Source organism: Neobacillus sp. BF23-41, assembly GCF_041106275.1.
On sequence record NZ_JBGBPR010000001.1, the window covers coordinates 238,500 to 259,795 of the forward strand.

Annotated in this window: 22 protein-coding genes and 1 other annotated feature; all 22 genes read right to left on the reverse strand. The window is 37.9% G+C overall.

All coding sequences use genetic code 11. The annotated features are described in order from the left end of the window. Positions 1–52: 52 nt before the first annotated feature. Positions 53–2,821: an isoleucine--tRNA ligase gene (gene ileS / locus AB7942_RS01035; protein WP_369445482.1), complete on the reverse strand. Its 2,769-nt coding sequence runs from the start codon at positions 2,819–2,821 to the stop codon at positions 53–55. Positions 2,822–2,897: 76 nt separating this feature from the next. Continuing rightward, positions 2,898–3,140 (reverse strand) — a binding site (T-box leader). A gap of 49 nt (positions 3,141–3,189) precedes the next feature. Then, complete coding sequence (locus AB7942_RS01040) at positions 3,190–3,705, reverse strand: DivIVA domain-containing protein (protein ID WP_088086320.1); 516 nt, start codon at positions 3,703–3,705, stop codon at positions 3,190–3,192. Between the two features lie 87 nt (positions 3,706–3,792). Next, positions 3,793–4,566, reverse strand: coding sequence for a YlmH family RNA-binding protein (locus AB7942_RS01045; RefSeq protein ID WP_369445483.1), 774 nt, complete (start codon positions 4,564–4,566; stop codon positions 3,793–3,795). A 30-nt stretch (positions 4,567–4,596) separates the two neighbouring features. Continuing rightward, a complete protein-coding gene (locus AB7942_RS01050; protein ID WP_088086318.1) occupies positions 4,597–4,860 on the reverse strand; it encodes a YggT family protein in 264 nt (87 codons plus the stop codon). 6 nt (positions 4,861–4,866) lie between these two features. Beyond that, positions 4,867–5,346 (reverse strand): cell division protein SepF, encoded by a 480-nt coding sequence (locus AB7942_RS01055; RefSeq protein WP_335400756.1) that lies wholly within the window; start codon positions 5,344–5,346, stop codon positions 4,867–4,869. An 11-nt stretch (positions 5,347–5,357) separates the two neighbouring features. Then, a complete protein-coding gene (locus AB7942_RS01060) occupies positions 5,358–6,035 on the reverse strand; it encodes a YggS family pyridoxal phosphate-dependent enzyme (RefSeq protein WP_335400754.1) in 678 nt (225 codons plus the stop codon). After that, positions 6,032–6,859, reverse strand: a complete 828-nt coding sequence (gene pgeF, locus AB7942_RS01065; RefSeq protein WP_369445484.1) for a peptidoglycan editing factor PgeF — start codon at positions 6,857–6,859, stop codon at positions 6,032–6,034. Before pgeF ends, AB7942_RS01060 begins: the two co-directional genes overlap by 4 nt. Before the next feature lie 71 nt (positions 6,860–6,930). Then, on the reverse strand, positions 6,931–7,200 hold the full coding sequence (locus AB7942_RS01070) for a YlmC/YmxH family sporulation protein (protein WP_088086314.1): 270 nt from the start codon (positions 7,198–7,200) through the stop codon (positions 6,931–6,933). Between the two features lie 95 nt (positions 7,201–7,295). Then, complete coding sequence (gene sigG / locus AB7942_RS01075) at positions 7,296–8,075, reverse strand: RNA polymerase sporulation sigma factor SigG (RefSeq protein ID WP_026566385.1); 780 nt, start codon at positions 8,073–8,075, stop codon at positions 7,296–7,298. Positions 8,076–8,237: 162 nt separating this feature from the next. Then, a complete protein-coding gene (sigE, locus tag AB7942_RS01080; RefSeq protein WP_215000257.1) occupies positions 8,238–8,957 on the reverse strand; it encodes an RNA polymerase sporulation sigma factor SigE in 720 nt (239 codons plus the stop codon). Between the two features lie 44 nt (positions 8,958–9,001). Next, positions 9,002–9,940, reverse strand: coding sequence for a sigma-E processing peptidase SpoIIGA (gene spoIIGA, locus AB7942_RS01085; RefSeq protein WP_369445485.1), 939 nt, complete (start codon positions 9,938–9,940; stop codon positions 9,002–9,004). Positions 9,941–10,149: 209 nt separating this feature from the next. Next, positions 10,150–11,286, reverse strand: a complete 1,137-nt coding sequence (gene ftsZ, locus AB7942_RS01090; protein ID WP_369445486.1) for a cell division protein FtsZ — start codon at positions 11,284–11,286, stop codon at positions 10,150–10,152. A 39-nt stretch (positions 11,287–11,325) separates the two neighbouring features. After that, on the reverse strand, positions 11,326–12,630 hold the full coding sequence (gene ftsA, locus AB7942_RS01095) for a cell division protein FtsA (protein ID WP_088086310.1): 1,305 nt from the start codon (positions 12,628–12,630) through the stop codon (positions 11,326–11,328). A 120-nt stretch (positions 12,631–12,750) separates the two neighbouring features. Continuing rightward, a complete protein-coding gene (locus tag AB7942_RS01100) occupies positions 12,751–13,113 on the reverse strand; it encodes a small basic family protein (RefSeq protein ID WP_066252602.1) in 363 nt (120 codons plus the stop codon). Then, positions 13,113–13,844, reverse strand: coding sequence for a DUF881 domain-containing protein (locus tag AB7942_RS01105; protein WP_369445487.1), 732 nt, complete (start codon positions 13,842–13,844; stop codon positions 13,113–13,115). Before AB7942_RS01105 ends, AB7942_RS01100 begins: the two co-directional genes overlap by 1 nt. Before the next feature lie 55 nt (positions 13,845–13,899). Further along, entirely contained in the window at positions 13,900–14,610 is a 711-nt protein-coding gene (locus tag AB7942_RS01110; protein ID WP_088086308.1) for a DUF881 domain-containing protein, read from the reverse strand. Continuing rightward, a complete protein-coding gene (locus tag AB7942_RS01115) occupies positions 14,585–15,376 on the reverse strand; it encodes a cell division protein FtsQ/DivIB (protein WP_369445488.1) in 792 nt (263 codons plus the stop codon). The genes AB7942_RS01110 and AB7942_RS01115 overlap by 26 nt, the downstream gene beginning before the upstream one ends. Positions 15,377–15,571: 195 nt before the next feature. Next, complete coding sequence (gene murB / locus AB7942_RS01120; protein WP_369445489.1) at positions 15,572–16,480, reverse strand: UDP-N-acetylmuramate dehydrogenase; 909 nt, start codon at positions 16,478–16,480, stop codon at positions 15,572–15,574. A gap of 60 nt (positions 16,481–16,540) precedes the next feature. Continuing rightward, positions 16,541–17,644, reverse strand: a complete 1,104-nt coding sequence (murG, locus tag AB7942_RS01125) for an undecaprenyldiphospho-muramoylpentapeptide beta-N-acetylglucosaminyltransferase (protein WP_369445490.1) — start codon at positions 17,642–17,644, stop codon at positions 16,541–16,543. A gap of 163 nt (positions 17,645–17,807) precedes the next feature. Continuing rightward, entirely contained in the window at positions 17,808–18,908 is a 1,101-nt protein-coding gene (gene spoVE, locus AB7942_RS01130; RefSeq protein WP_335437326.1) for a stage V sporulation protein E, read from the reverse strand. A 59-nt stretch (positions 18,909–18,967) separates the two neighbouring features. Then, a complete protein-coding gene (gene murD / locus AB7942_RS01135) occupies positions 18,968–20,320 on the reverse strand; it encodes a UDP-N-acetylmuramoyl-L-alanine--D-glutamate ligase (RefSeq protein ID WP_369445491.1) in 1,353 nt (450 codons plus the stop codon). 1 nt (position 20,321) lies between these two features. Continuing rightward, complete coding sequence (gene mraY / locus AB7942_RS01140) at positions 20,322–21,296, reverse strand: phospho-N-acetylmuramoyl-pentapeptide-transferase (protein WP_088086302.1); 975 nt, start codon at positions 21,294–21,296, stop codon at positions 20,322–20,324.

The following is a 21,296-nucleotide window of genomic DNA, read 5'->3' on the forward strand; positions in this document are numbered from 1 at the left end:
GAGAAGGAAAAAATTAAAAGCCCTGTGCATTTTGCACAGGGCTTCGTTTTATTTATGCTAAATGGGTATAGTTTTCTTTTACTACGTCGGCACAACGGTTGCAAAGTGTGGAATGTTCTGGATTTTGACCCACTTCTGGTGTAACAATCCAGCAACGCTCACATGTTTCTCCCTCAGCTTTCGTAATAACAATGGCTGCAGTTTCTAATTTCACCGCATGTTCAGGTGCTTCCTCATATGTTCCCGCCACTTCGAAGCCTGAGATAATAAACAACTGTTTCATATTTTCATCAATAGAATCTAATAGCTGTCTCGATTTTTCATTAACATAAAGGGTTACTTTTGCGGTTAACGATTTTCCAATCACCTTTTGATTACGGGCCTCTTCAAGTGCTTTTAACACATCATCACGCAGATTCATGAATTCAGTCCACTTTTCTTCCAAAGCATTTGCATTGCTCAACTCCTGGTATTCTGGAAGGTCAGTCAATTGAACACTTTCTTCTGTTACAGATGGAATGAATTTCCACACTTCATCAGCTGTATGGGACAGAATTGGCGAAACCAACTTAGTTAAAGCAAGAAGTGATTCATATAAAACTGTCTGGATCGCACGACGCTCATGATTATCTGTAGCCTCAATATAAAGGACATCTTTTGCAAAATCTAGATAGAATGAACTTAAATCAAGGGTACAGAAATTATTAATCGCATGATAAATACCTGCAAATTCATAGTTTTCATAAGCCTTACGAACATTTTTAATCAGCTTATTTAATTTAACAAGCATGAATTGATCGACTTCCCGTAGATTTTCATAAGGAACTCTATCAGCAGGGGTAAAGTCTGCTAAATTCCCCAATAAGAACCGGAAAGTATTACGAATTTTACGATACACTTCAGCAACCTGTTTCAAAATAGCATCGGAAACACGAACATCTGCTTGATAATCAACGGAAGCAACCCAAAGGCGTAAGATATCTGCGCCTAATTGATTCATCACTTTTGCAGGGATCACTACATTTCCGATTGATTTACTCATCTTTCTACCTTCACCGTCAAGAGCAAAGCCGTGGCTTAATACTCCTTTATAAGGTGCTTCACCTGTCACAGCTACCGCAGTTGATAATGACGAGTTAAACCAGCCACGATACTGATCAGAGCCTTCAAGATAAAGGTCGGCAGGTCGAACTAAATCATCTCTTTCAAGTAACACTGCTTGATGTGATGAACCTGAATCAAACCACACGTCCATGATATCCGTTTCCTTTGTAAATGTTCCGTTTGGACTACCTTGATGGGTAAAGCCCTCCGGAAGTAAATCTTTTGCCTCACGTTCAAACCAAATATTAGAACCAAACTCACGGAATAAATCTGAAACATGATTGATCGTTTCATCAGTGATAATTTCTTCCCCATTTTCTGCGTAAAAAACAGGAATTGGTACCCCCCAGACACGTTGACGGGAAATACACCAGTCCCCACGGTCACGCACCATATTAAATAACCGCGTTTCTCCCCAAGCAGGAATCCACTTGGTTTCCTTCACCGCATCGAGTAATTCATTACGGAAATCCTTAATAGAAGCAAACCACTGGGCTGTAGCACGGAAGATAACCGGCTTCTTCGTTCTCCAGTCGTGCGGATAAGAGTGAGTAATAAACGAAAGCTTAAGTAGTGCACCTGCATCTTCTAACGCTTGTGTAATTGGTTTATTAGCTTTATCGTAAAATAATCCTTCAAAGCCAGGTGCTTCACTTGTCATCACGCCTTTATCATCTACAGGGCATAATACTTCTAAACCGTATTTTTGACCTACATGGAAGTCATCTTCCCCGTGGCCTGGTGCAGTATGAACGCATCCAGTACCGGCATCAGTTGTTACGTGTTCACCTAACATGACCAATGAATCACGACCATATAGAGGATGGATGGCAAGAATATGCTCTAATTCATTTCCTTTTACCTTCTTAATAACTGTTGCTTCTTCCCAGCCAATTAGCTTCGAAACTTCTTCCAGAAGAGCTTCAGCAACTAGGTATTTGTTTTCATTTGCAGATACCACCACATATGTTAAGTCAGGATGCACTGAAATTCCTAAGTTTGCAGGAATTGTCCATGGAGTAGTCGTCCAGATAATAATTTGGGTATCCGAGTCAAGAACGCCTTTACCATCCTTCACCTTAAAGCCCACATAAATGGATGCAGACTTCTTGTCCTGATATTCAATCTCTGCTTCTGCAAGTGCTGATTCACTTGAAGGGGACCAATAGACAGGCTTAAGACCTTTATAAATATAACCTTTTTTGGCCATTTCACCGAAAACCTTAATTTGTTGTGCTTCATATGCTGGGTTAAGAGTAATATAAGGATTTTCCCAGTCACCACGTACACCAAGACGTTTAAATTGTTCACGTTGATTATCAATTTGTTCAAGAGCATATTTTGTACAAAGTTGACGGAATTCTGCAACCGTCATTTCTTTGCGTTTCACTCCCTTATTGGTTAACGCCTGCTCAATAGGGAGTCCATGTGTATCCCAGCCAGGTACGTATGGTGCATGATAACCACTCATAGATTTATAACGGACAATCATATCTTTTAAAATTTTGTTAAGGGCATGGCCCATATGGATATCACCATTGGCATACGGAGGCCCATCATGTAAAACAAACATAGGACGTCCTTTGGTCCGTTCCTGTACTTTTTTATAAATATTCATCTCTTCCCATTTTGCCTGAATCTCAGGTTCTCTTTGTGGAAGATTACCACGCATCGGAAATTCAGTTTGCGGCATTAATAACGTATTTTTATATTCCATCTTTTCTTCCTCCTGTAATCCTCTTCATATAACAAAGAATAGCCAATAGACAAACAAAAAAACCCTCTCATCCCAAAATAGGGACGAGAAGGTTTTATTCCCGCGGTACCACCCTGATAAATAGTACGAAATAATCGTTCTATCCTCTTAAACATTCGTAACGTGAATAAACCGCCTAAGCCTACTATCCTTAAAGAAGGAGGTTCGACCTGGAACTCGAGGGTGATTTTCCAATTTCCAACTTTACCGGGCTTCCACCACCCCCGACTCGCTTTTAAAAAGCCCTAGAAAATTGTACTTTCCCTTTCATCGTCATTGACCATTCTTTATAACTGTTAAGAAATTATATGCTAAAAAAACGCATTTCGTCAAGCTAATGAATCTTCTTCTTGATGAATTTTTAGCTCTGTCGCATCTACCTCATACTCTAATAAATGATCCCAATCATCCGTGTTCAACATATCAAGCTGAGCTTCAATCAACATTTTAAAACGAGTTCGGAATACTTTTGATTGTTTTTTTAAATCCTCGATTTCAAGAGCAATTTTCCTTGCTTTTGAAAGTGATTCATTGACAATTCGATCCGCGTTTTTCTCTGCTTCCTTAATGATTAACTTCGCTTCCTTTTGGGCATTACGTTTTACATCTTCCCCAGCTTCTTGAGCAATGATGATTGATTTATTCAGAGTATCCTCAATAGTAACAAAATGACCGAGACGCTCATTCATATCGTTTAAGCGTTCTTCCATTTCTTTTTTCTCTCTGAGTACTAATTCATAATCTTTGATGACTTGATCGAGAAATTCGTTCACTTCATCTTCATCATATCCTCTAAAACCCTTATTAAACTCTTTGTTATGAATATCCAACGGTGTTAACGGCATTGATGCCACCTCCATACAATGTCTATTTCTATATGTATAAGCAATTATTCGACAACATTCTTCGAATTTCCTTCTTTACTTATGTTGTTATTTTTGTTTACCGACATTTATTCGCCATTTTTCTTTTTTTGTTTTCCCTTCGATGGCAAGAATTTTTGCTCTGCCGTATCCTCTAACTGAAATCATATCACCAATATCGCATTCAAATGAAGGATTTTCGGTTAATGTCCAATTCACTTTCACGAGACCTTGTTGAATAAAAAGTTGTGATTTTTGACGTGACACATGGTAAATACCTGAAATAACAGTATCCAATCGTAGTGAAGATACTGTTAAATCACTATCGACCAATAATTCATTGGTACGGATGGCATTCTCGATATCGGTTTCAGTTAGTTTAACGCCAGCCCTGCCAATTGTTTCAACATTAGTTTTTATATAGTCGCTTATTTCCTTTGCAGCGAAAAATTGGCATTTATCATCCTTATTAAGGATATCACCAAATTTCCCTCGCTTTAGCCCTAAAGACATTAACGTACCCAATACCTGTCGATGTTCGATCGTGACGAACTTGGTTGGATAATGGATTTCAAAAAGACTGATTTGAAATTCTTCCTCCGTGGCGGTTAGATAATCTGGAAAGATTAAGGCTCTTTTTCGTTCTACATCCGGGCTGCCGCCAAAAAGTTTATAATTTACTTGGCCATGTTCACCAATTAATATTTTTAGAATATGCTGTTCCCTTGGATCAAGAAAATCTGTTAACTTAGGAGTATATTGCGTCTCGACATAATCCTTCCAATTTAACACTTGGTCAATATATTCTCGTTCTTCTGGCCGGAAATGCTGGTAAATATTCATTTTTCAAAACACAACCTAGTTTCAGTATTCTTATGCAAGCCAGCGATATACACTGCCTAAACCACTGCTAGCGAAGTTTAAAACAAGAAATGCAACTATAGGTGATATATCCATCATACCAAGAGGTGGGATGATTTTTCTAAATGGCTCTAAATAAGGTTCACAAACTTTTGCTAAAAATTGACCAATAGAGGACTCTCTAGCATTTGGAAACCAAGACATTAAAATATAAATAATTAATGCCCACGAATAAACTTGAATTAACTGTTGTAATAAACTAAATACAAATGCCATTTAACATTACCACCTCATATTTTGATTATCAAAGTCAGGAATCAAATCGGATATATTTCCTGACACCTCAACATTATCAGGAGTACATAAAAATATACTTAAACCAATTTTTTGAATGTCACCACCGAGGGCATAGACAACTCCGCTTAGAAAATCAACAATTTGCCTGCCTTGTTCACTATCAATCCGCTGCAGGTTCACGACAACTGCCCGGCGATTTTTTAAATGGTCTGCAATATCAGTTGACTCAGAATATGTCCGTGGTTCAACTAATATTACCTTGGATGACTTTGATGAAGTGGTAGTTTTTTGGACGCTTTGCAAGCTAACAACATTTTGGTTTTTTACCACTGGCAGATGCTGTTGCTGTTGCTGTTGCTTTTGCTTTACGGGAGCCGGTTCAACTGTTTGTGCATAATCATCATTATTATCATCATATTCATCATCTAAAAAGAAAAATGTTTTTAATTTTGATTTAATCGTCATTATCTTCTCTCCTAACCATCTTCACCAACAAGCGCTGTGCCTATTCTTACCATTGTTGACCCTTCTTCAATAGCAATTACATAATCATTAGACATACCCATCGAAAGCTCTGTGCATGGGGCGTAATCCAAATTTAGGGCTTGAACTTGATCGCGAAGTTCTCTTAATTTGCGAAAACATTCTCGAATTTGGTCTTCATCATCCGTTAACGGGGCCATTGTCATTAAACCTTCCACGCTAATTCTCTCAAATTTGCGAAGCGATTCAATAAAAACTATCGCATCTTCAGGAGTTAAGCCGTGCTTAGATTCTTCCCCAGAGACGTTGACTTGAACCAGGCATTTTACCTTTTGTTCTGCTCGTTTATTGATTTCTTCTGCAAGAGAAATCCGGTCCAAAGAATGAATATATTCAACTATATTAATAATATTTTTTACTTTTCGCGTCTGAAGCGATCCGATGTAATGCCAATTAGGCTTGTCCTTAAGTACTTCCCACTTTTGAAGGAGCCCCTCATCACGATTTTCACCTAAATTTATTATGCCAGCTTGTAACGCTTCGATAGCTCTCTCCGTACTAACATATTTCGTAACTCCTATCACTTTCACTTCTTCAGGGTCCCGCTCTACTCGAAGGCATGTCTCAATAATTTGTTGTTTTATTTGTTCAAACTTTACTGCAACCCTCATAAACTTTTCATAATCTCCTTCCAGCCAATAAAACTTACCATTCTTCCTGTCCTACCTTGATCACGGCGGTGGGAAAAAAACTCTTTATCACAACTAGAACAAAAACCAGTCATCTGAATATTAGTATCAGGTACACCTGAATTGACAATAATTTGTCTATTTACTTCACGTAAATCTAAAGAGTATTGGCCATCATTAATTAAATTATAGGGTAATGTTTCGACATCTACTAGAGTATTTTCAACTAAATTTATAACTCGTTGATCAACAATATAACATTTTTCACAAATTGATGGGCCAATTGCCACAAAAATCTGTTGGGGATTAATTCCTTCTCTTCCCCATGCGTTTATCATTTCCTTGGCAATTTGACCCACAGTCCCTTTCCAGCCAGCATGGGCAATTCCAATCATCCTTGATTCAGGTGCAATAAAAAAAAGAGGGACGCAGTCGGCAAAGCAAAGCGATAAAAGAATACCCTCCTCATTCGTATAAAAACCATCAGTGTCTTTAAAAGAATCTTCATAGGAATTGGACCCTTTACCTCGATCTGCTTTTGAAATTTTCTTAAGATGAATACCATGTGTTTGTTCTGCCCCAACCCAGGTGTTTAGAGGAAACTTCAGAAGTTCAGAAACTTTTCCTCGGTTGATGCAAACATCGCTTCTGTCATCTCCAACATGTAAGCCAAGGTTTAGGGTTTTGTAATTCCCTTTACTCGCTCCTCCATTTTTGGTTGTCATACCCGCAGCCAAACCAGGAAACTGCCTTATCCAGCTTTCTATTGAAAAAAATGACTCATTCTTTAAAACAAAGGGTTCCATTTCCATACCTCTTTTGTTTTTTTCTATAGTTTACCATGAAACGAAAAAATGGTCACCGCAAATAACTATTGTCAATCCTCTGTTTCCGATGAAAATCTCTCTTCACTTCCTTTATACCTTACCAAAATTACGTCCTGACCAATTTTAATGATATTTTTCCACGGAATAACCACGTCATCATCTTTTCCAAAAAAGCCGAGTACTCTGCCGCTGCCACTAATCACGACGGCATCAATTTTACCTGTGGTTAAATTGATCTCTATATCACCTATATTACCAAGCCTTTTTCCGTCTGATACATTAACCACATCTTTTATTTGGAATTCGGAAATTTTCACCATCATCTCTCACTCCCAGTTTTATTACTATAGAAAATATATGATTGTTCATATCATTTTAGTAAAAAGAATAAAAATAAAGCTGCCCAAAGGACAGCTTAACTTTGAATATTTTTATTCATTTGCCTTATGGCCGCTTTCTCTAGTCGAGAAACCTGAGCTTGAGATATCCCGATTTCATCCGCGACTTCCATTTGTGTTTTTCCTTGAAAAAATCGTTTACGTAAAATTAATTTTTCACGATCGTTTAACCTTCGCATTCCTTCTTTTAAAGCAATTTCTTCAATCCAGTGGATATCTTTATTTTTCTCGTCGCTTAATTGGTCCATTACATAAATTGGGTCGCCGCCATCATTATAAATTGGCTCGAAAAGGGACACTGGGTCCTGTATGGCATCAAGAGCGAACACGATTTCTTCGTGTGGAACTTCTAAGACCTTTGCGATTTCTTCTGCAGTGGGTTCACGTGAAGTTTCGCTCATCAATCGCTCCCTTACTTGGAGGGCCTTATAAGCTATATCCCTCAAGGACCTTGAAACCCGAATTGGATTATTATCACGTAGATACCTTCGAATTTCTCCAATAATCATTGGTACGGCATAAGTCGAAAACTTTACGTTTTGACCTAAATCAAAGTTATCGATTGATTTCATCAGTCCAATACAGCCAACCTGAAACAAGTCGTCAACAAACTCGCCTCGATTGTTAAATCGTTGAATGACACTTAATACGAGTCGTAAATTACCGTTGACGAGCTTTTCTCTGGCATAAATATCGCCCTCTTGCATTTGCTTGAAGAGTATTCTCATTTCTTCATTTTTTAATACAGGAAGTTTTGCTGTGTCCACACCGCAAATTTCAACTTTATTTCGAGTCAATCCTTTTCCCTCCTCACAGGAGTTGCTGTACAAAAAACAGTATTTCCTTGAGAAGGAAAAATATGCACTTATCCACGATGGTGGACAAGTGCATATTTGTCGAAAAATGTAATTAAGTCGCGAAATTCTTAGGTTTTTCGAATGAAAAAAATTTTCTTTTCTTTACACCATCTTATTAAATTCTTTCCGTAATCTTTTTATGATTCTTTTTTCTAATCGTGAAATATAGGATTGGGAAATTCCCAGCATGTCGGCTACATCTTTTTGGGTTTTTTCTTCCCCGTTTGTCAGACCAAACCGAAGCTCCATTATTTGTTTTTCACGGTCTGTAAGCTGATGCAGTGCCTTTGTCAATAACTTTCGGTCCACATTGGCCTCTAGGTCTTTTGTGATAATATCATCATCTGTTCCTAATACATCAGATAATAAAAGCTCATTTCCATCCCAATCAATGTTCAAAGGTTCATCAAAGGATACCTCTGATCTGATCTTATTATTACGTCGTAAGTACATGAGAATCTCATTCTCGATACATCTAGAGGCGTATGTAGCAAGTTTTATTTTTTTCTCAGGATTAAAGGTATTTACGGCTTTAATCAATCCAATGGTCCCGATACTAATTAAATCCTCGATATTAATACCTGTATTCTCAAATTTTCTAGCAATATAAACAACTAGACGGAGATTACGTTCAATTAAAATCGACCTTGCGGCTTTATCACCACCCGGTAGTTTTTTTAACAACAACTCTTCTTCATCTTTACTCAAAGGAGGCGGTAATGCTTCGCTGCCACCAATATAATAAACTTCATCTGTTTTTAAGCCCAATTTCATTAATAGTTTATACCAGTAGTAGGATAGGCGAATCCTCCATTTTTTCATGCGTGTTCCTCCTTCTAAAATATGTTTTTCTGAGTATAGTAATATTAACTCACCTTAACGGTTTCAGTTTGCTGTTTATGCCCAGTTAGCATTTTTGGATGAACAATACATTGAAATGCATCCTCACTAGAGAGTTGCTTTATTGTGAAAGATACAAGGCCTTTTTCACATAAATACTGAGTGCCGTTATGTTCGATCAATATGCTTTCAGGTTTAACCGCTATAATAAGCTGATGCTCTTGTCCAATCACGCGAGTAGGGATGATCCTGAGCCTGCTTTGCCATTCATCTGGGATTTCTCCACTCCCTTTTAAAAGTATTTCTGGATCATCCGCAAGTTTCTGTATCGTTTCTGGGATTGTATCTAGTTGGTTTTTAATTGAGACGAACATAACAGGAAGCTTTGACAACGGATCATAAAGTTGGTTTCCACTATCCACTAATCCTTTAAAAGTAAGTGTTTCATTGTCAATTTCCACGGTTACTTTAACAATTTGATCAAATTGAATTTTGGTCATCTCCATACTTTCTACATTTTTTCTTGAGAAATGCCAGGCAATTGGAAAACCAATAAGAACGAATACCCAACTAATTGGGTCTCCAAAACCTTTTACACTGGTCATTAGGACCTTAGTTGTCAATTCAGAGTCATATTGAATAAAATAATGTGCCCCCATTAATGCCCCGCCAATTAAAAAAGTTGAAACATATAGCGTCATTAAGGCTTTAATGAAAAAAGTCATTCGCTTATACCCAAAGGTAGTTAACACCATCAAGATTGAAAACATGAATTTTGAAATTGGATGGCTTGTATAGACATTTAATGGTGTAAAGGATAATAAAATTATCATTGAACCAATAAAACCGCCAACAAGTAGTCTCCCTAATTTAATTTCTCTTTTTAGAAAAATAGCTGTTAAATACAGAAGCAGGCTATCAAATAACAAATTTAGTGCCCAAATCACATCTAAATAAATAGTCAACCAGCTTCCTCCCTTTAAATTGTCAGCTTTTCCTTTCTGTTTACGAAAAAGTATAACGTACTTGCATGGCTGAAGTGTGTCACTTTCTGTAATCAAAAAAACAGAATTTTCCACTATTCACAACGGATTTTGTCAGATAGATTTTGTTGCAATAAATAAAAAAAGACATGACCCATAATTGGCCATGCCTTTCTTAGATGATTCGTTATTTATCTTCTCCGATTTCGGTTACGTAAGAAGGTTGGAATATCCAAAGTTTCTTCTTGGGAAACTTGGGTGTGGCGAACGGGTTCTTGCTGAACCTCTTCGCGTTTTGGCTGCTCTCTCTTAACATTGCCAATTGTCGGCTTGGCTTGTCCAAAAGTAGGACGAGTAGCTTTTGGCTGCACTCCTTCTTCTTTAAAGCCGGTTGCGATGACAGTAACAATAATTTCATCTTTAAGCGTTTCATTGATAACAGAACCAAAAATCATGTTAACTTCCTGGTCTGATGCGGTTGCTACAATATCGGCAGCTTCTTGCACTTCGTAAAGGCTTAAGTTTGTGCCGCCTGTAATGTTCATTAGTACTCCTTGTGCTCCATCAATAGAAGTTTCTAATAAAGGAGAACTTATTGCTTTCTTAGCGGCTTCTGCTGCACGATTTTCACCGGCAGATACACCGATACCCATTAATGCTGAACCCTTATTAGACATAATTGTTTTTACGTCTGCAAAGTCCAAGTTAATAAGACCAGGGACAGCAATTAAATCTGAAATACCTTGTACACCCTGTCTGAGGACATTGTCTGCTTCACGGAAAGCTTCAAGCATTGGCGTACTTTTGTCAACGATTTCTAGAAGACGATCATTAGGAATCACAATTAGTGTATCTACAGCTTCCTTCATCGCACCGATTCCGCCTGAAGCTTGACCAGATCGTTTTTTACCTTCAAATGTAAACGGACGTGTGACAACACCCACCGTCAATGCACCTAAGTCACGGGCAATCTGAGCAATAACTGGTGCAGCACCAGTTCCTGTGCCTCCGCCCATTCCAGCTGTTACAAATACCATATCTGCTCCGCTTAATGCTGCTTCAAGCTGTTCTTTACTTTCTTCGGCTGCTTTCTTCCCCACATCAGGATTAGCACCTGCACCTAGTCCACGAGTAAGTTTTGCGCCAATCTGCATCTTAACTTCTGCTTTAGAAAGATTTAATGCTTGAGCATCAGTATTTACAGCGATAAATTCTACCCCTTGAACGCCATGTTCAATCATTCGGTTTACCGCGTTATTACCACCGCCGCCTACACCGATTACTTTTATTGTTGCAAGAGAATCTAAATTTGTATCAAATTCTAACATGACAATCCTCCTAATTCGTCGCTTCCTTTTTTGATTTTCCTATTCAAAAAAGTAACCAAGGAATTTTTTTACTTTTGATGACATCTTTTCTTCCGGATGTTTTTCTACTTTTGCTTTAGGTTGTTGTTGATGTTGTTGTTGTTTTGGTACTCTCTTTTCTACAGGTTCAGAAATGGTCGATGAACCAATGGTACCACCTGGTAATCTAGCATTCTTGTAGGCATATTTAATTAAACCGACAGCTGTAGTATATTGTGGTTCTCTCACACCAATATAGTCAGGGACTGCAATCCGAACTCGATTTTGTAAAATCACCTGGGCAAGTTCTAGAACACCTTGCATATTTGCCATGCCGCCAGTTAAAACATAACCGCCAGGAAGGTCACTTAATCCTAGGCGTTTCATTTCATGTAAAACTAGTTCAAAAATTTCTTCCATTCTTGCTTCAATAATATCAGAAATCTCAAGCTGATTAAATTGTTGATGCTGATCACTGCCGATTATAGGAACACTGAATACTTCATCTTCTGAAGCCTCATCATAAAATGCGTGTCCATGTTTTACTTTGATTTTTTCTGCATCTTCTGTAGAAGTCCGTAACCCTACAGAAAGATCTTTCGTGATATAATCTCCGCCAACTGGAATGACACTCGTTTGTGTGATAAATCCTTCTTCGAAAACAGCGATCGTTGTAGATCCTCCACCAAGGTCAATAAGAGCTACCCCGAGGTTCTTCTCATCCTTTGACAATGCATAATCTCCAGCTGCCAAAGGCTGAAGGACAATGTCTACAATCTCAAGTCCAGCGCGTTCTACACAGCGAAGTGTATTAATGATGATCGATTTGGATCCGGTAATGAGTGTTCCATCCATTTCCAAGCGAACCCCAATCATACCGCGGGGATCATTGATTTCATCTTTACCATCCAGTATGAATTGTTTTCGAATAACGCCAATGTTCTCTCTCTCAGGCGGGATAGAACCAACGTGGGATGCTTCAATGACACGAATGACATCCTCATTCGTAATCTCTCGGTTTTGGCTTGAAACAGCTACAATACCATGACATTGTTGAAGCATAACATTGTTTCCAGAAATGCCAACTACCACATCTCTGATTTCCATCCCAATCATTCTTTCTGCTTGCTCAATTGCCCTTCTAATCGAATGAACGGTGTCGTCCATGTCCACGATCGACCCTTTGCGCAATCCTTCAGATAGCACATTTCCAACACCAATTATATTTAACGAGTCTTTACCCGAGTCATTGACCATTTCACCAATGATAACTTTCACACTGGATGTACCGATGTCAAGACTAACATATATTTCATTGCTGTTCATTCTTTGGCACCTCCTTTAGATTTCCTTAAGTTGAACAACAACTATTTTTTTGTTCAATAAAAGTTTCCATAGTAATATTTAAATTATTCGTCACAACTAAATGATTCCCTTTAAAAAATTTCAATTTTTTTCTACTTTTTCTTTGTTTGTTGACCATTTCGTCAATATTATTCGCCTTATTACGGCAATATTCTGAAATAATCTGACACCAAACGCGAAAACTGCCGCTAAATACAAGTCTACACCAAGATGAACACCGAGAAAAGCTAAACTTGCAGCCAGCATTATATTAAAAAAGAATCCTGAAACAAACACCTTTTCATCATATATATTTTGCAGGTATGCCCTTATGCCGCCGAAAAGCGTGTCGAATGCTGCTAAGACAGCAATCGACAAATAATTGGAATATTCTTCAGGTATTCGAATCTCCGTTAACAAACCAAGTATGATTCCAATTATTAATCCAATGAATGGAAGCCACATTAAGAATCGCCTCCTTCTATTGTCGGTTCCATGTAGCGGATACGAATGGAATTATCATAGGCAGGTACCGTGACGTTCGGATTTGGTTTTGAAATGGAAAGTCTGAGATTTTCAATAAAAAATTCTTCCGTAGATTTAGAAACTTTCATCCGATTGTATAATTTTTCAGCTGTATTATTATCATCTACACCCACGATAACTTCTATCGGCAAACTATTAATTGTATGTCCATCGATTTTTGTTTCCCGATTGATGTCCCGAATGACAGTCGTATTAATAATTCTTCGTCCATCAATCGCTACATATTTTGCTTCGTACATATTCAATTCATTGAGTAATCTTTTTAAAAGTTCTGGTGAAACCACCCTATTAACTGGAGTACCCGGCTTTATTTCTTCGATTACTGGCTCAATATGTAAGGTAATTCCAGGAACAGTAATTTTGGATAATCCAGCTTCAATCTTTAATTCATCTAATGTATCCTTTAAAGCTTGTTCCTTACTTTGTTTTCGCTTAGATTCATAGGCTGCCAGCTTTTCTTCATTTGAACGAATTTCACTTAATAAATTGGATTGAAGTTCTTTTTCTTTAAGTAACGCTTCACGAAGCTGCCAAATATCGCGTGTGTCACGTTCAGCAGGTTTTTTTACTGTTTGAAATTGGATCGCAATCATGAAACCAACCAAGATTGCTATCAATGTAAAACTTGCATTAATTTTTTGGTTGTCCACATTTTTTCACCTAACCTTTTATATAATCATCCCGTGGACACTACTTTGAAAATGGCTAACTTCCTAGAATTGGATTTAGGACAATTTCATCATTTTTTTCTAATGTAAAAACAATATTATCGTTAACTAGTTGATCCTTAACTCCTCCAACTAAGTTTATTGATGATGAAAGGACGTCAGGGTCTCCGATTGCTGTAATAATAAATGGTGCTGGATGTTCAATTCCATCCACAGTAATAACCGGTCCATTACAAATAATATAGGAATGACTTGTCAGCCTTTGGCCATTTATAGCAACAGCTGCTGCTCCTGATATATATAGTTCATTCACCACTTTAAATACATGGTGTTCATGAACAAGGTAATTATTAATATTGTCTTCTTTTGGGTCGTATGCACCGTCAGTGAGAGTAATCTTAACCCCTTTCCCCTGTACCTTCACCTTCCCCAAGAACATACGATATTTTTCGGCATCCTCAGCAAGATTAAGAAAGACCTGTGCTTCCTTTGAGAGATCTTTTTCATTTTTAAGAACCAAATCTTGTTTTTGATGTAACTCCTTTTGCAGTTCTCGATTACTCTTTTCTTCTGCAATTAATTGATTTCTTAATGCAAGTGTCTTTTCCCACTGTTTACCCGATACATTTGGCTTCTCATTTTTATTTTCTATTTGCGTCAAATGATAAGAAAAGGCAATCATAAATCCTAATACAAGGCAGACGAGGGACAAGATAACATGTTTACCCTTCACCTTTATCTTGCTCAACTTCTTTTTCCTCCCCTTCTGTTTCAAAAGCCTTAAAGTAAGATCCTACTTCTAAGTCAATAATTCCCTTTTTGTTAGGATCTAATTGGGAGATAATTGAGGGATAATGCACCATTTTTTCTGAAAAACTTCTTAATGTCGCACTCACCTCAAATCCGTCATTCATAAATAAGGATATATGAAATGGATCTGTTTTCTTGGGAGTATAATGGATTTCAGAGATCGAGTTTGAAATTTCTCTAGGAAGTTTTTCTAACTCTTTAACCAATTGATTGAGGGCTGCCCCTTCTTTAAACTCAAATAAAATTGGAGAATTAACAGGAATTTTATTTGCTTCTCGATTTTTTAAAATTTCCCCATTGTCCATAACTGGAAGGAAATTATTCCCTTGTTTTAGATAGGCAATTCTTTTATATTCTTTTACTTGAATAATAACTGTACTAGGCCAGTGAATCTGAATATCAGCTTTTTTGATCTCGGATAATCGCTGTAATTTTACAATGGTTTCTTCCTTCTTTATTTTCCAAATATTCGTATTATTCGAAAGGCCGCTCTGACGGACTAATTCTTCAGCGGAATACACTCCATTGCCTTTTATTGTTATCGTCTTTACATGACTTAATGGTGATTGTGAGTAGGCGATAACTACTATCATTGTAAAAAACAGAATTAACAGGAGCACAAGGCGTCTATTCGCTTTTCGTCGTCTTTGCTCTTTAAGTTTAGGGATACGATCCTCGAGAGCAACGATTTTACCTTTTTCCATTTATTATTCCTCCAAATAAAAAGCAGCTGCCTCAGGAATAGCTAACTAAGCCTGTCCAAACATTCGATAGTGTTACCTTGAAAAGAGAAACAACGGCACGAAAAATCATGCCGTCAGTTACTTTTCGAGGTTGCACCTATAATATTATCAGTAATTATAACACAATATTTGTCATTCGTACGATTATTTTCTTTCTTATTTCCGTCCGATTATTTCTACCTCTGTTTCCATTTTTACATTATAAAGGCTGTAAATGGTATCCTTTACATGTTGAATTAAGGCAAGCACATCTTCTGCAGTAGCATTTCCAGCATTTACTATAAAATTCCCGTGCATTTCTGATATTTTTGCACCGCCAATACTATATCCCTTTAACCCAGCATCTTCTATTAATTTTCCTGCGTAATTCGGAAGCGGGTTCCTAAATATACTGCCAGCACAGGGAAAATTCCATGGTTGGGTATCTTTTCGATAATCCTTATTCTTGATCATTTTTGATACAATGACGGATTTATCACCTTCGACAAGTTGAAATGCAGCTTCTACAACAATGCCTGGTCTAATTTTCTGCAAGACAGATGTTCTATAAGAGAATTTCATTTCGTCATTCGAAAGCCACTCCATCGTCCCATCTTCAAATAAAATATGAGCCCTTGTCAGTATTTTGCTAATATCTGAGCCGTGTGCACCAGCATTCATATACACAGCACCGCCAACAGATCCAGGGATTCCACTGGCAAATTCTAATCCGGCCATCCCTTTCTTGCTAATAAGTGTAGCCAAACTTATCAGGGAATGTCCGCCTCCCACTGTAATCTCTGTGCCATTAATTTTAAGTCCATCCACTCCAGAGCCAAGTTTAATTACCGCTCCTTCGATGCCTTTGTCAGAGACTAAAAGATTAGAACCTCTGCCAATCGCCCGCCAATTTAAGCTGTGCTTTTTTACCAAACCCATCGCCTGTTTTAAATTTTCAACTGATGAAGGCTCAATAAAGAGATCAGCAGGACCGCCTATTTTGATTGTGGTGTGGTTGACAAGAGGTTCACTTATTTTCACTTTTCCTATATTTGAATTTTGCAATTCCGTTATTATTGCGTCCATATTTACCACCTATCTTTCGAAGATGCATTTATTTCAGTTTATGCTAAAAACGATTATGGGCTACCTTTGATTTGTATCTACAAGCTCTTGCATTAAGGAATACAGTCTAATAGCTGAATCAGGCACACCCATTTTTTTAGCTTTTAGCTTCATTTCCTTTAAATTTTCTTTATTTAAGAGAATACGATCGATGTGGTTCACAAGACTTTTATTATTTAAATCTTTTTCTAATAGTAATTCTGCCGCACCATGGTCACTTAAAGATTTAGCGTTTTTCTCTTGATGATTATTTGTAACATACGGGCTAGGAATAAGAATGCTTGGAATACCGAGCGAGGTAATCTCTGCTAGTGTCGTTGCTCCTGCTCTTGAAACGACTAGATCAATCCCCGCAAGAACCTCTGGCATATTATGAATAAATGGCTTAATTACTACATTTTTTGGGTTTCCAATTAGATCTACTTCTTTTTTAACATCCTCAAAATGAACGTCTCCTGTAATATAAAGAATTTGATATGGCTTTTCAGCCAATTCCCCAAAGGCCTTTACAACAGCCTCATTAATTGGCCTGGCACCACGGCTGCCGCCAAAAATTAAAACTGCTGGTATTGTTGTACTAAGCCCAGCTGCAAGACGTCCTTGAATCCCATCCTTGCCAATTACTTCGGATGCACGAGGATTACCTGTGAAAACAGTCTTCTCTTTCGGAAAGAATTCTTTGGCTTCTTCAAAACAAATCGCAATTTTATTTACATAACGGCTTAAAAATTTATTGGTAAGTCCAGGAACACTATTTTGTTCGTGGATAATCGTTGGGATACCGAGCTTTGATGCAGCATAAACAACAGGTCCGCATACATATCCGCCTGTTCCAATGACAATATCAGGTTTGAACTCTTTTAACATTCTTTTACTGTCTTTTACCCCTTTTAGAAAACGTAGGACAGTTTTTATATTTTCAAAGGAAAGCTTTCTTTGAAAACCAGTAATATGAATTGCTTTAAAAGAAATATTCTCCATCGGAACAAGCTTACTTTCCAAACCATTTTTAGTCCCAATATATAAAAATTGTGCATCCTTATTCTGTTTTTGAATTTCTCTAATTAGTGCGAGAGCAGGATAGATATGTCCGCCAGTCCCTCCACCGCTAACAACTATTTTCATTTTTCCACCTCATTAACTATTTAACACCTGATTGCCATAACTATCTTACTATAAAAACGAACGAAATAATGCATATGAAAAAAGAATGTTATCTAATTGTAACCTTATGAATTAGATATCGCTTAAAAATAAAAAGAACCCTGCTGCTAAACAGGGGTAAGGTTCAAAATCGAGAATACCTGCTAATATTAAGAAGAACACCGACCGCCATCAACATCAAGGTCAATGAAGAACCCCCATAGCTCAAAAATGGCAAGGTAATGCCCGTAACGGGCATTAGCCCTGTGACAACTCCAATATTAATCATTACCTGAATAGCTACCATGGCGATGATCCCTACGGCTAAAAAACTGCCATATAAATCCGGTGCACCTAGGGCGATTCGAATACCTCTCCATAACAACAGTGCAAATAATAGTAATATAAATGAACCACCGATAAAACCTAATTCTTCAGATAGTATTGCAAAGATAAAGTCGGTCTGTGGTTCTGGTAAGTAAAAAAACTTTTGTCGGCTTTCACCAAGTCCAAGTCCAAACAATCCGCCAGGTCCAATTGCAAAAAGCGATTGAATCATTTGAAAGCCACTTCCCTGCGGGTCGGACCATGGATCTAAAAAGGAAGTTATCCTTTTCATTCGATAAGGTGCGGAAGCAATTAAGCCGACAAACCCTGCTATACCCAACAGTCCAAGGAAAGAAAAATGGCTAATCCGTGCACCAGCAATAAAAATCATGACGACACAGGTTCCCATCATAACTGTTCCCGTACCTAAATCAGGTTGGAGCATGATCATTGAAAAGGCTAAAAAGGCAAGCCCTAATGATGGAACAAGACCTTTCTTAAATGAAGTAATGAGCTTTTGCCGTTCGGACAGATATTTTGCCAAAAAAGCTATCATCGCCAGTTTCATAAATTCTGAAGGTTGAATTGAAAAAGCCCCTACACCAATCCAACTTCGAGAACCATTTCTTTCATTACCTATTCCCGGAATTAAAACAAGAATAAGTAGGACAAAACAAATAATGATAAAGGTTTTCGACCAAGTCCTCCACGTCCAATAGTTGATGTTCATAATAAAAAACATAGCAGCGACTCCTACCCCTGCAAAAAGAGTTTGTCTTTTCGCAAAGAAAAAGGAATCATTAAATTTATATTCGGCCCAGATAGCACTTGCGCTGTAAACCATGATAAGCCCTATTGCCAGAAGCGTGAATGTTACGATCATTAAAATAAAATCGGGAGTTGTTCTTTTTGTCGGCACTACAATACACCTCAACTGCTAGTTTTAGGGCTTTGCAGAACCACGCGAGGTACAAGCCCTTACTTAAGCTTATGCACCGCTTCGATAAAAATGTCTCCCCTGACCTCAAAAGTTTTATATTGATCCCAGCTCGCACAAGCAGGAGATAACAAGATTACGTCACCTGATTCGGAGTATCGATAAGCTTCAGGCACTGCCTTGTCAACATTATCGACACGGATGATTGTTTTTATTCCAGCCAATGTCCCGATCCGTTCCATCTTAGGAGCGGTTTGCCCAAATGTAATCATTGCTTTTACATTTTTTAAATAAGGCAGGAGCTCATCAAACTCGTTACCGCGATCCAAACCGCCTGCTAGCAGAATAACTGGAGCTTCAAACGCAGCTAAAGCATTAATGGATGCCAGAATATTCGTCGCTTTAGAATCATTATAGAATTTTCTACCGTTCACTTCTGTAACGAATTGCAGGCGGTGCCTGACACCAGTAAATGTACGAAGAACCCTTTGAATCGCGCTATTTTCTACGCCTGAAAGCTTTGCCGCAGCCATAGCAGATAATATATTTTCAAGATTGTGGTTGCCGGGTAGAGCTATTTTCTCAATTTCCATCACTTTTTCTCTATTAAATATAATCCAGCCATCGGAAATATAAGCACCTTCCGACAGTCTCTTCTTTGTAGAAAAAGGAATGATGCTGGCCTTAGAGTGACGAGCAACTTCTAAAGTTTCTTCTTGATCCGCATTGACAATTAGATATTCAAGTTCTGTTTGATTTTTTGTGATGTTTGCCTTTGCTGTAATATATTCTTTTTTTGTCCTATGATAATCCAAATGGGCATCATATAGGTTTGTAAGAATGGCAATTTTAGGATTAAAATTGACAATTCCCATTAATTGAAACGAAGATAATTCAATGACAATCGTATTGTCTGCTGTTGCTTCCTCCGCAACACCTGATGCCACTGTACCAATATTCCCTGCAATTAGCGGGTTCTTTTCATCCTCTTTCAACATTTCATAGACTAATGTTGTCGTTGTTGTTTTCCCGTTTGTTCCTGTAATAGCAATAAACGGGGCTTCCGAAACCTCATACGCAAGCTCTACCTCGGTGATTACCGGAATTCCTTTTTCAATAGCTCCAGCAATCATTGGGTTGTTATAAGGAATACCTGGATTCTTAACGATCAGCTCGAAGCCTTCATCAAGAAGTTCAATAGGATGTTCACCACAAATCACTTTAATCCCTTGTTCTAATAGCCCTTGTGCCTCAGGATTTTCCGAGAATGGCTTTTTATCATTAACCGTCACAAATGCTCCAAGCTTATGTAATAGAGCGGCTGCTGTTACCCCGCTTTTCGCCAAACCAAGGACAAGAATTTTTTTATGACTGAAAGTTTTAATCTGTTTCAATTTATAACCACACCTCTATATAGATTCCTAGTATCGCAAGGATTAATCCAACACTCCAAAAAGTGACGACAACACGCCATTCCGACCAACCTACTAATTCATAATGGTGATGCAATGGGCTCATACGGAAAATCCGTTTACCGGTTGTTTTGAAGGAGATAACCTGTAAAATAACGGATAATGTTTCAATGACAAATACTCCTCCGATAATGATCAGCAAAATTTCAAGTTTGGTAAGAATTGCGATAGTGGCAATTGCCCCTCCAAGAGCAAGTGAACCGGTATCTCCCATGAAAACCTTGGCAGGATGGGCGTTAAACACCAAGAACCCTAACACAGCTCCTACAACCGCCACAGAAAATATCGCAATTTCTATCTGTGATTGATTCCAAGCAAGTACTGCTAGTGCACCAAAAGCAATTGCTGCGGTACCTGACACCAGGCCATCAAGTCCATCTGTTAAGTTGACCGCATTTGAAAAGCCAACTAACCAGAATATGATGAAAAAGATGAAAAACCAGCCTAAATCAAATGTTGTATCAGTAAATGGGATACTAATTTCGGTCGAGAAACCTTGTTGTTTATAGATAAGATAAAAGATAATTGAAATAATGATTTGACCTGCTAGCTTTTGTTTAGAGGTTAATCCTAAATTCCGTTTTAACGCGACTTTGATAAAATCGTCTAAAAATCCAAGCAATCCAAAACCGAGCGTTACAAGAAGCAGCAAATATGTTTTAACGGTCGGTTCAGAAAATTTTCCAGTCATTACAAGTGTCGTAATAACGATCGAAAACAAGATCATCACACCGCCCATGGTAGGTGTGCCAGATTTTTTCTGGTGGGATTTTGGCCCTTCTTCACGAATGCTTTGTCCAAATTTCAACCTTCTTAAGAAGGGAATAAATACAGGAGAAAGCAATACTGATATAAGAAAGCCCATAATTATTGTGAAAAAAATAACTTGCTCGAGCAT

Bases quoted from the DNA above. Each gene is read 5' to 3' on its own strand.
- ileS (WP_369445482.1), bottom strand. From the start codon at position 2,821: ATGGAATATAAAAATACGTTATTAATGCCGCAAACTGAATTTCCGATG.
- AB7942_RS01040 (WP_088086320.1), bottom strand. From the start codon at position 3,705: ATGCCGTTAACACCGTTGGATATTCATAACAAAGAGTTTAATAAGGGT.
- AB7942_RS01045 (WP_369445483.1), bottom strand. From the start codon at position 4,566: ATGAATATTTACCAGCATTTCCGGCCAGAAGAACGAGAATATATTGAC.
- AB7942_RS01050 (WP_088086318.1), bottom strand. From the start codon at position 4,860: ATGGCATTTGTATTTAGTTTATTACAACAGTTAATTCAAGTTTATTCG.
- AB7942_RS01055 (WP_335400756.1), bottom strand. From the start codon at position 5,346: ATGACGATTAAATCAAAATTAAAAACATTTTTCTTTTTAGATGATGAA.
- AB7942_RS01060 (WP_335400754.1), bottom strand. From the start codon at position 6,035: ATGAGGGTTGCAGTAAAGTTTGAACAAATAAAACAACAAATTATTGAG.
- pgeF (WP_369445484.1), bottom strand. From the start codon at position 6,859: ATGGAACCCTTTGTTTTAAAGAATGAGTCATTTTTTTCAATAGAAAGC.
- AB7942_RS01070 (WP_088086314.1), bottom strand. From the start codon at position 7,200: ATGGTGAAAATTTCCGAATTCCAAATAAAAGATGTGGTTAATGTATCA.
- sigE (WP_215000257.1), bottom strand. From the start codon at position 8,957: ATGAAAAAATGGAGGATTCGCCTATCCTACTACTGGTATAAACTATTA.
- ftsZ (WP_369445486.1), bottom strand. From the start codon at position 11,286: ATGTTAGAATTTGATACAAATTTAGATTCTCTTGCAACAATAAAAGTA.
- ftsA (WP_088086310.1), bottom strand. From the start codon at position 12,630: ATGAACAGCAATGAAATATATGTTAGTCTTGACATCGGTACATCCAGT.
- AB7942_RS01100 (WP_066252602.1), bottom strand. From the start codon at position 13,113: ATGTGGCTTCCATTCATTGGATTAATAATTGGAATCATACTTGGTTTG.
- AB7942_RS01115 (WP_369445488.1), bottom strand. From the start codon at position 15,376: ATGGAAAAAGGTAAAATCGTTGCTCTCGAGGATCGTATCCCTAAACTT.
- murB (WP_369445489.1), bottom strand. From the start codon at position 16,480: ATGGACGCAATAATAACGGAATTGCAAAATTCAAATATAGGAAAAGTG.
- murG (WP_369445490.1), bottom strand. From the start codon at position 17,644: ATGAAAATAGTTGTTAGCGGTGGAGGGACTGGCGGACATATCTATCCT.
- mraY (WP_088086302.1), bottom strand. From the start codon at position 21,296: ATGCTCGAGCAAGTTATTTTTTTCACAATAATTATGGGCTTTCTTATA.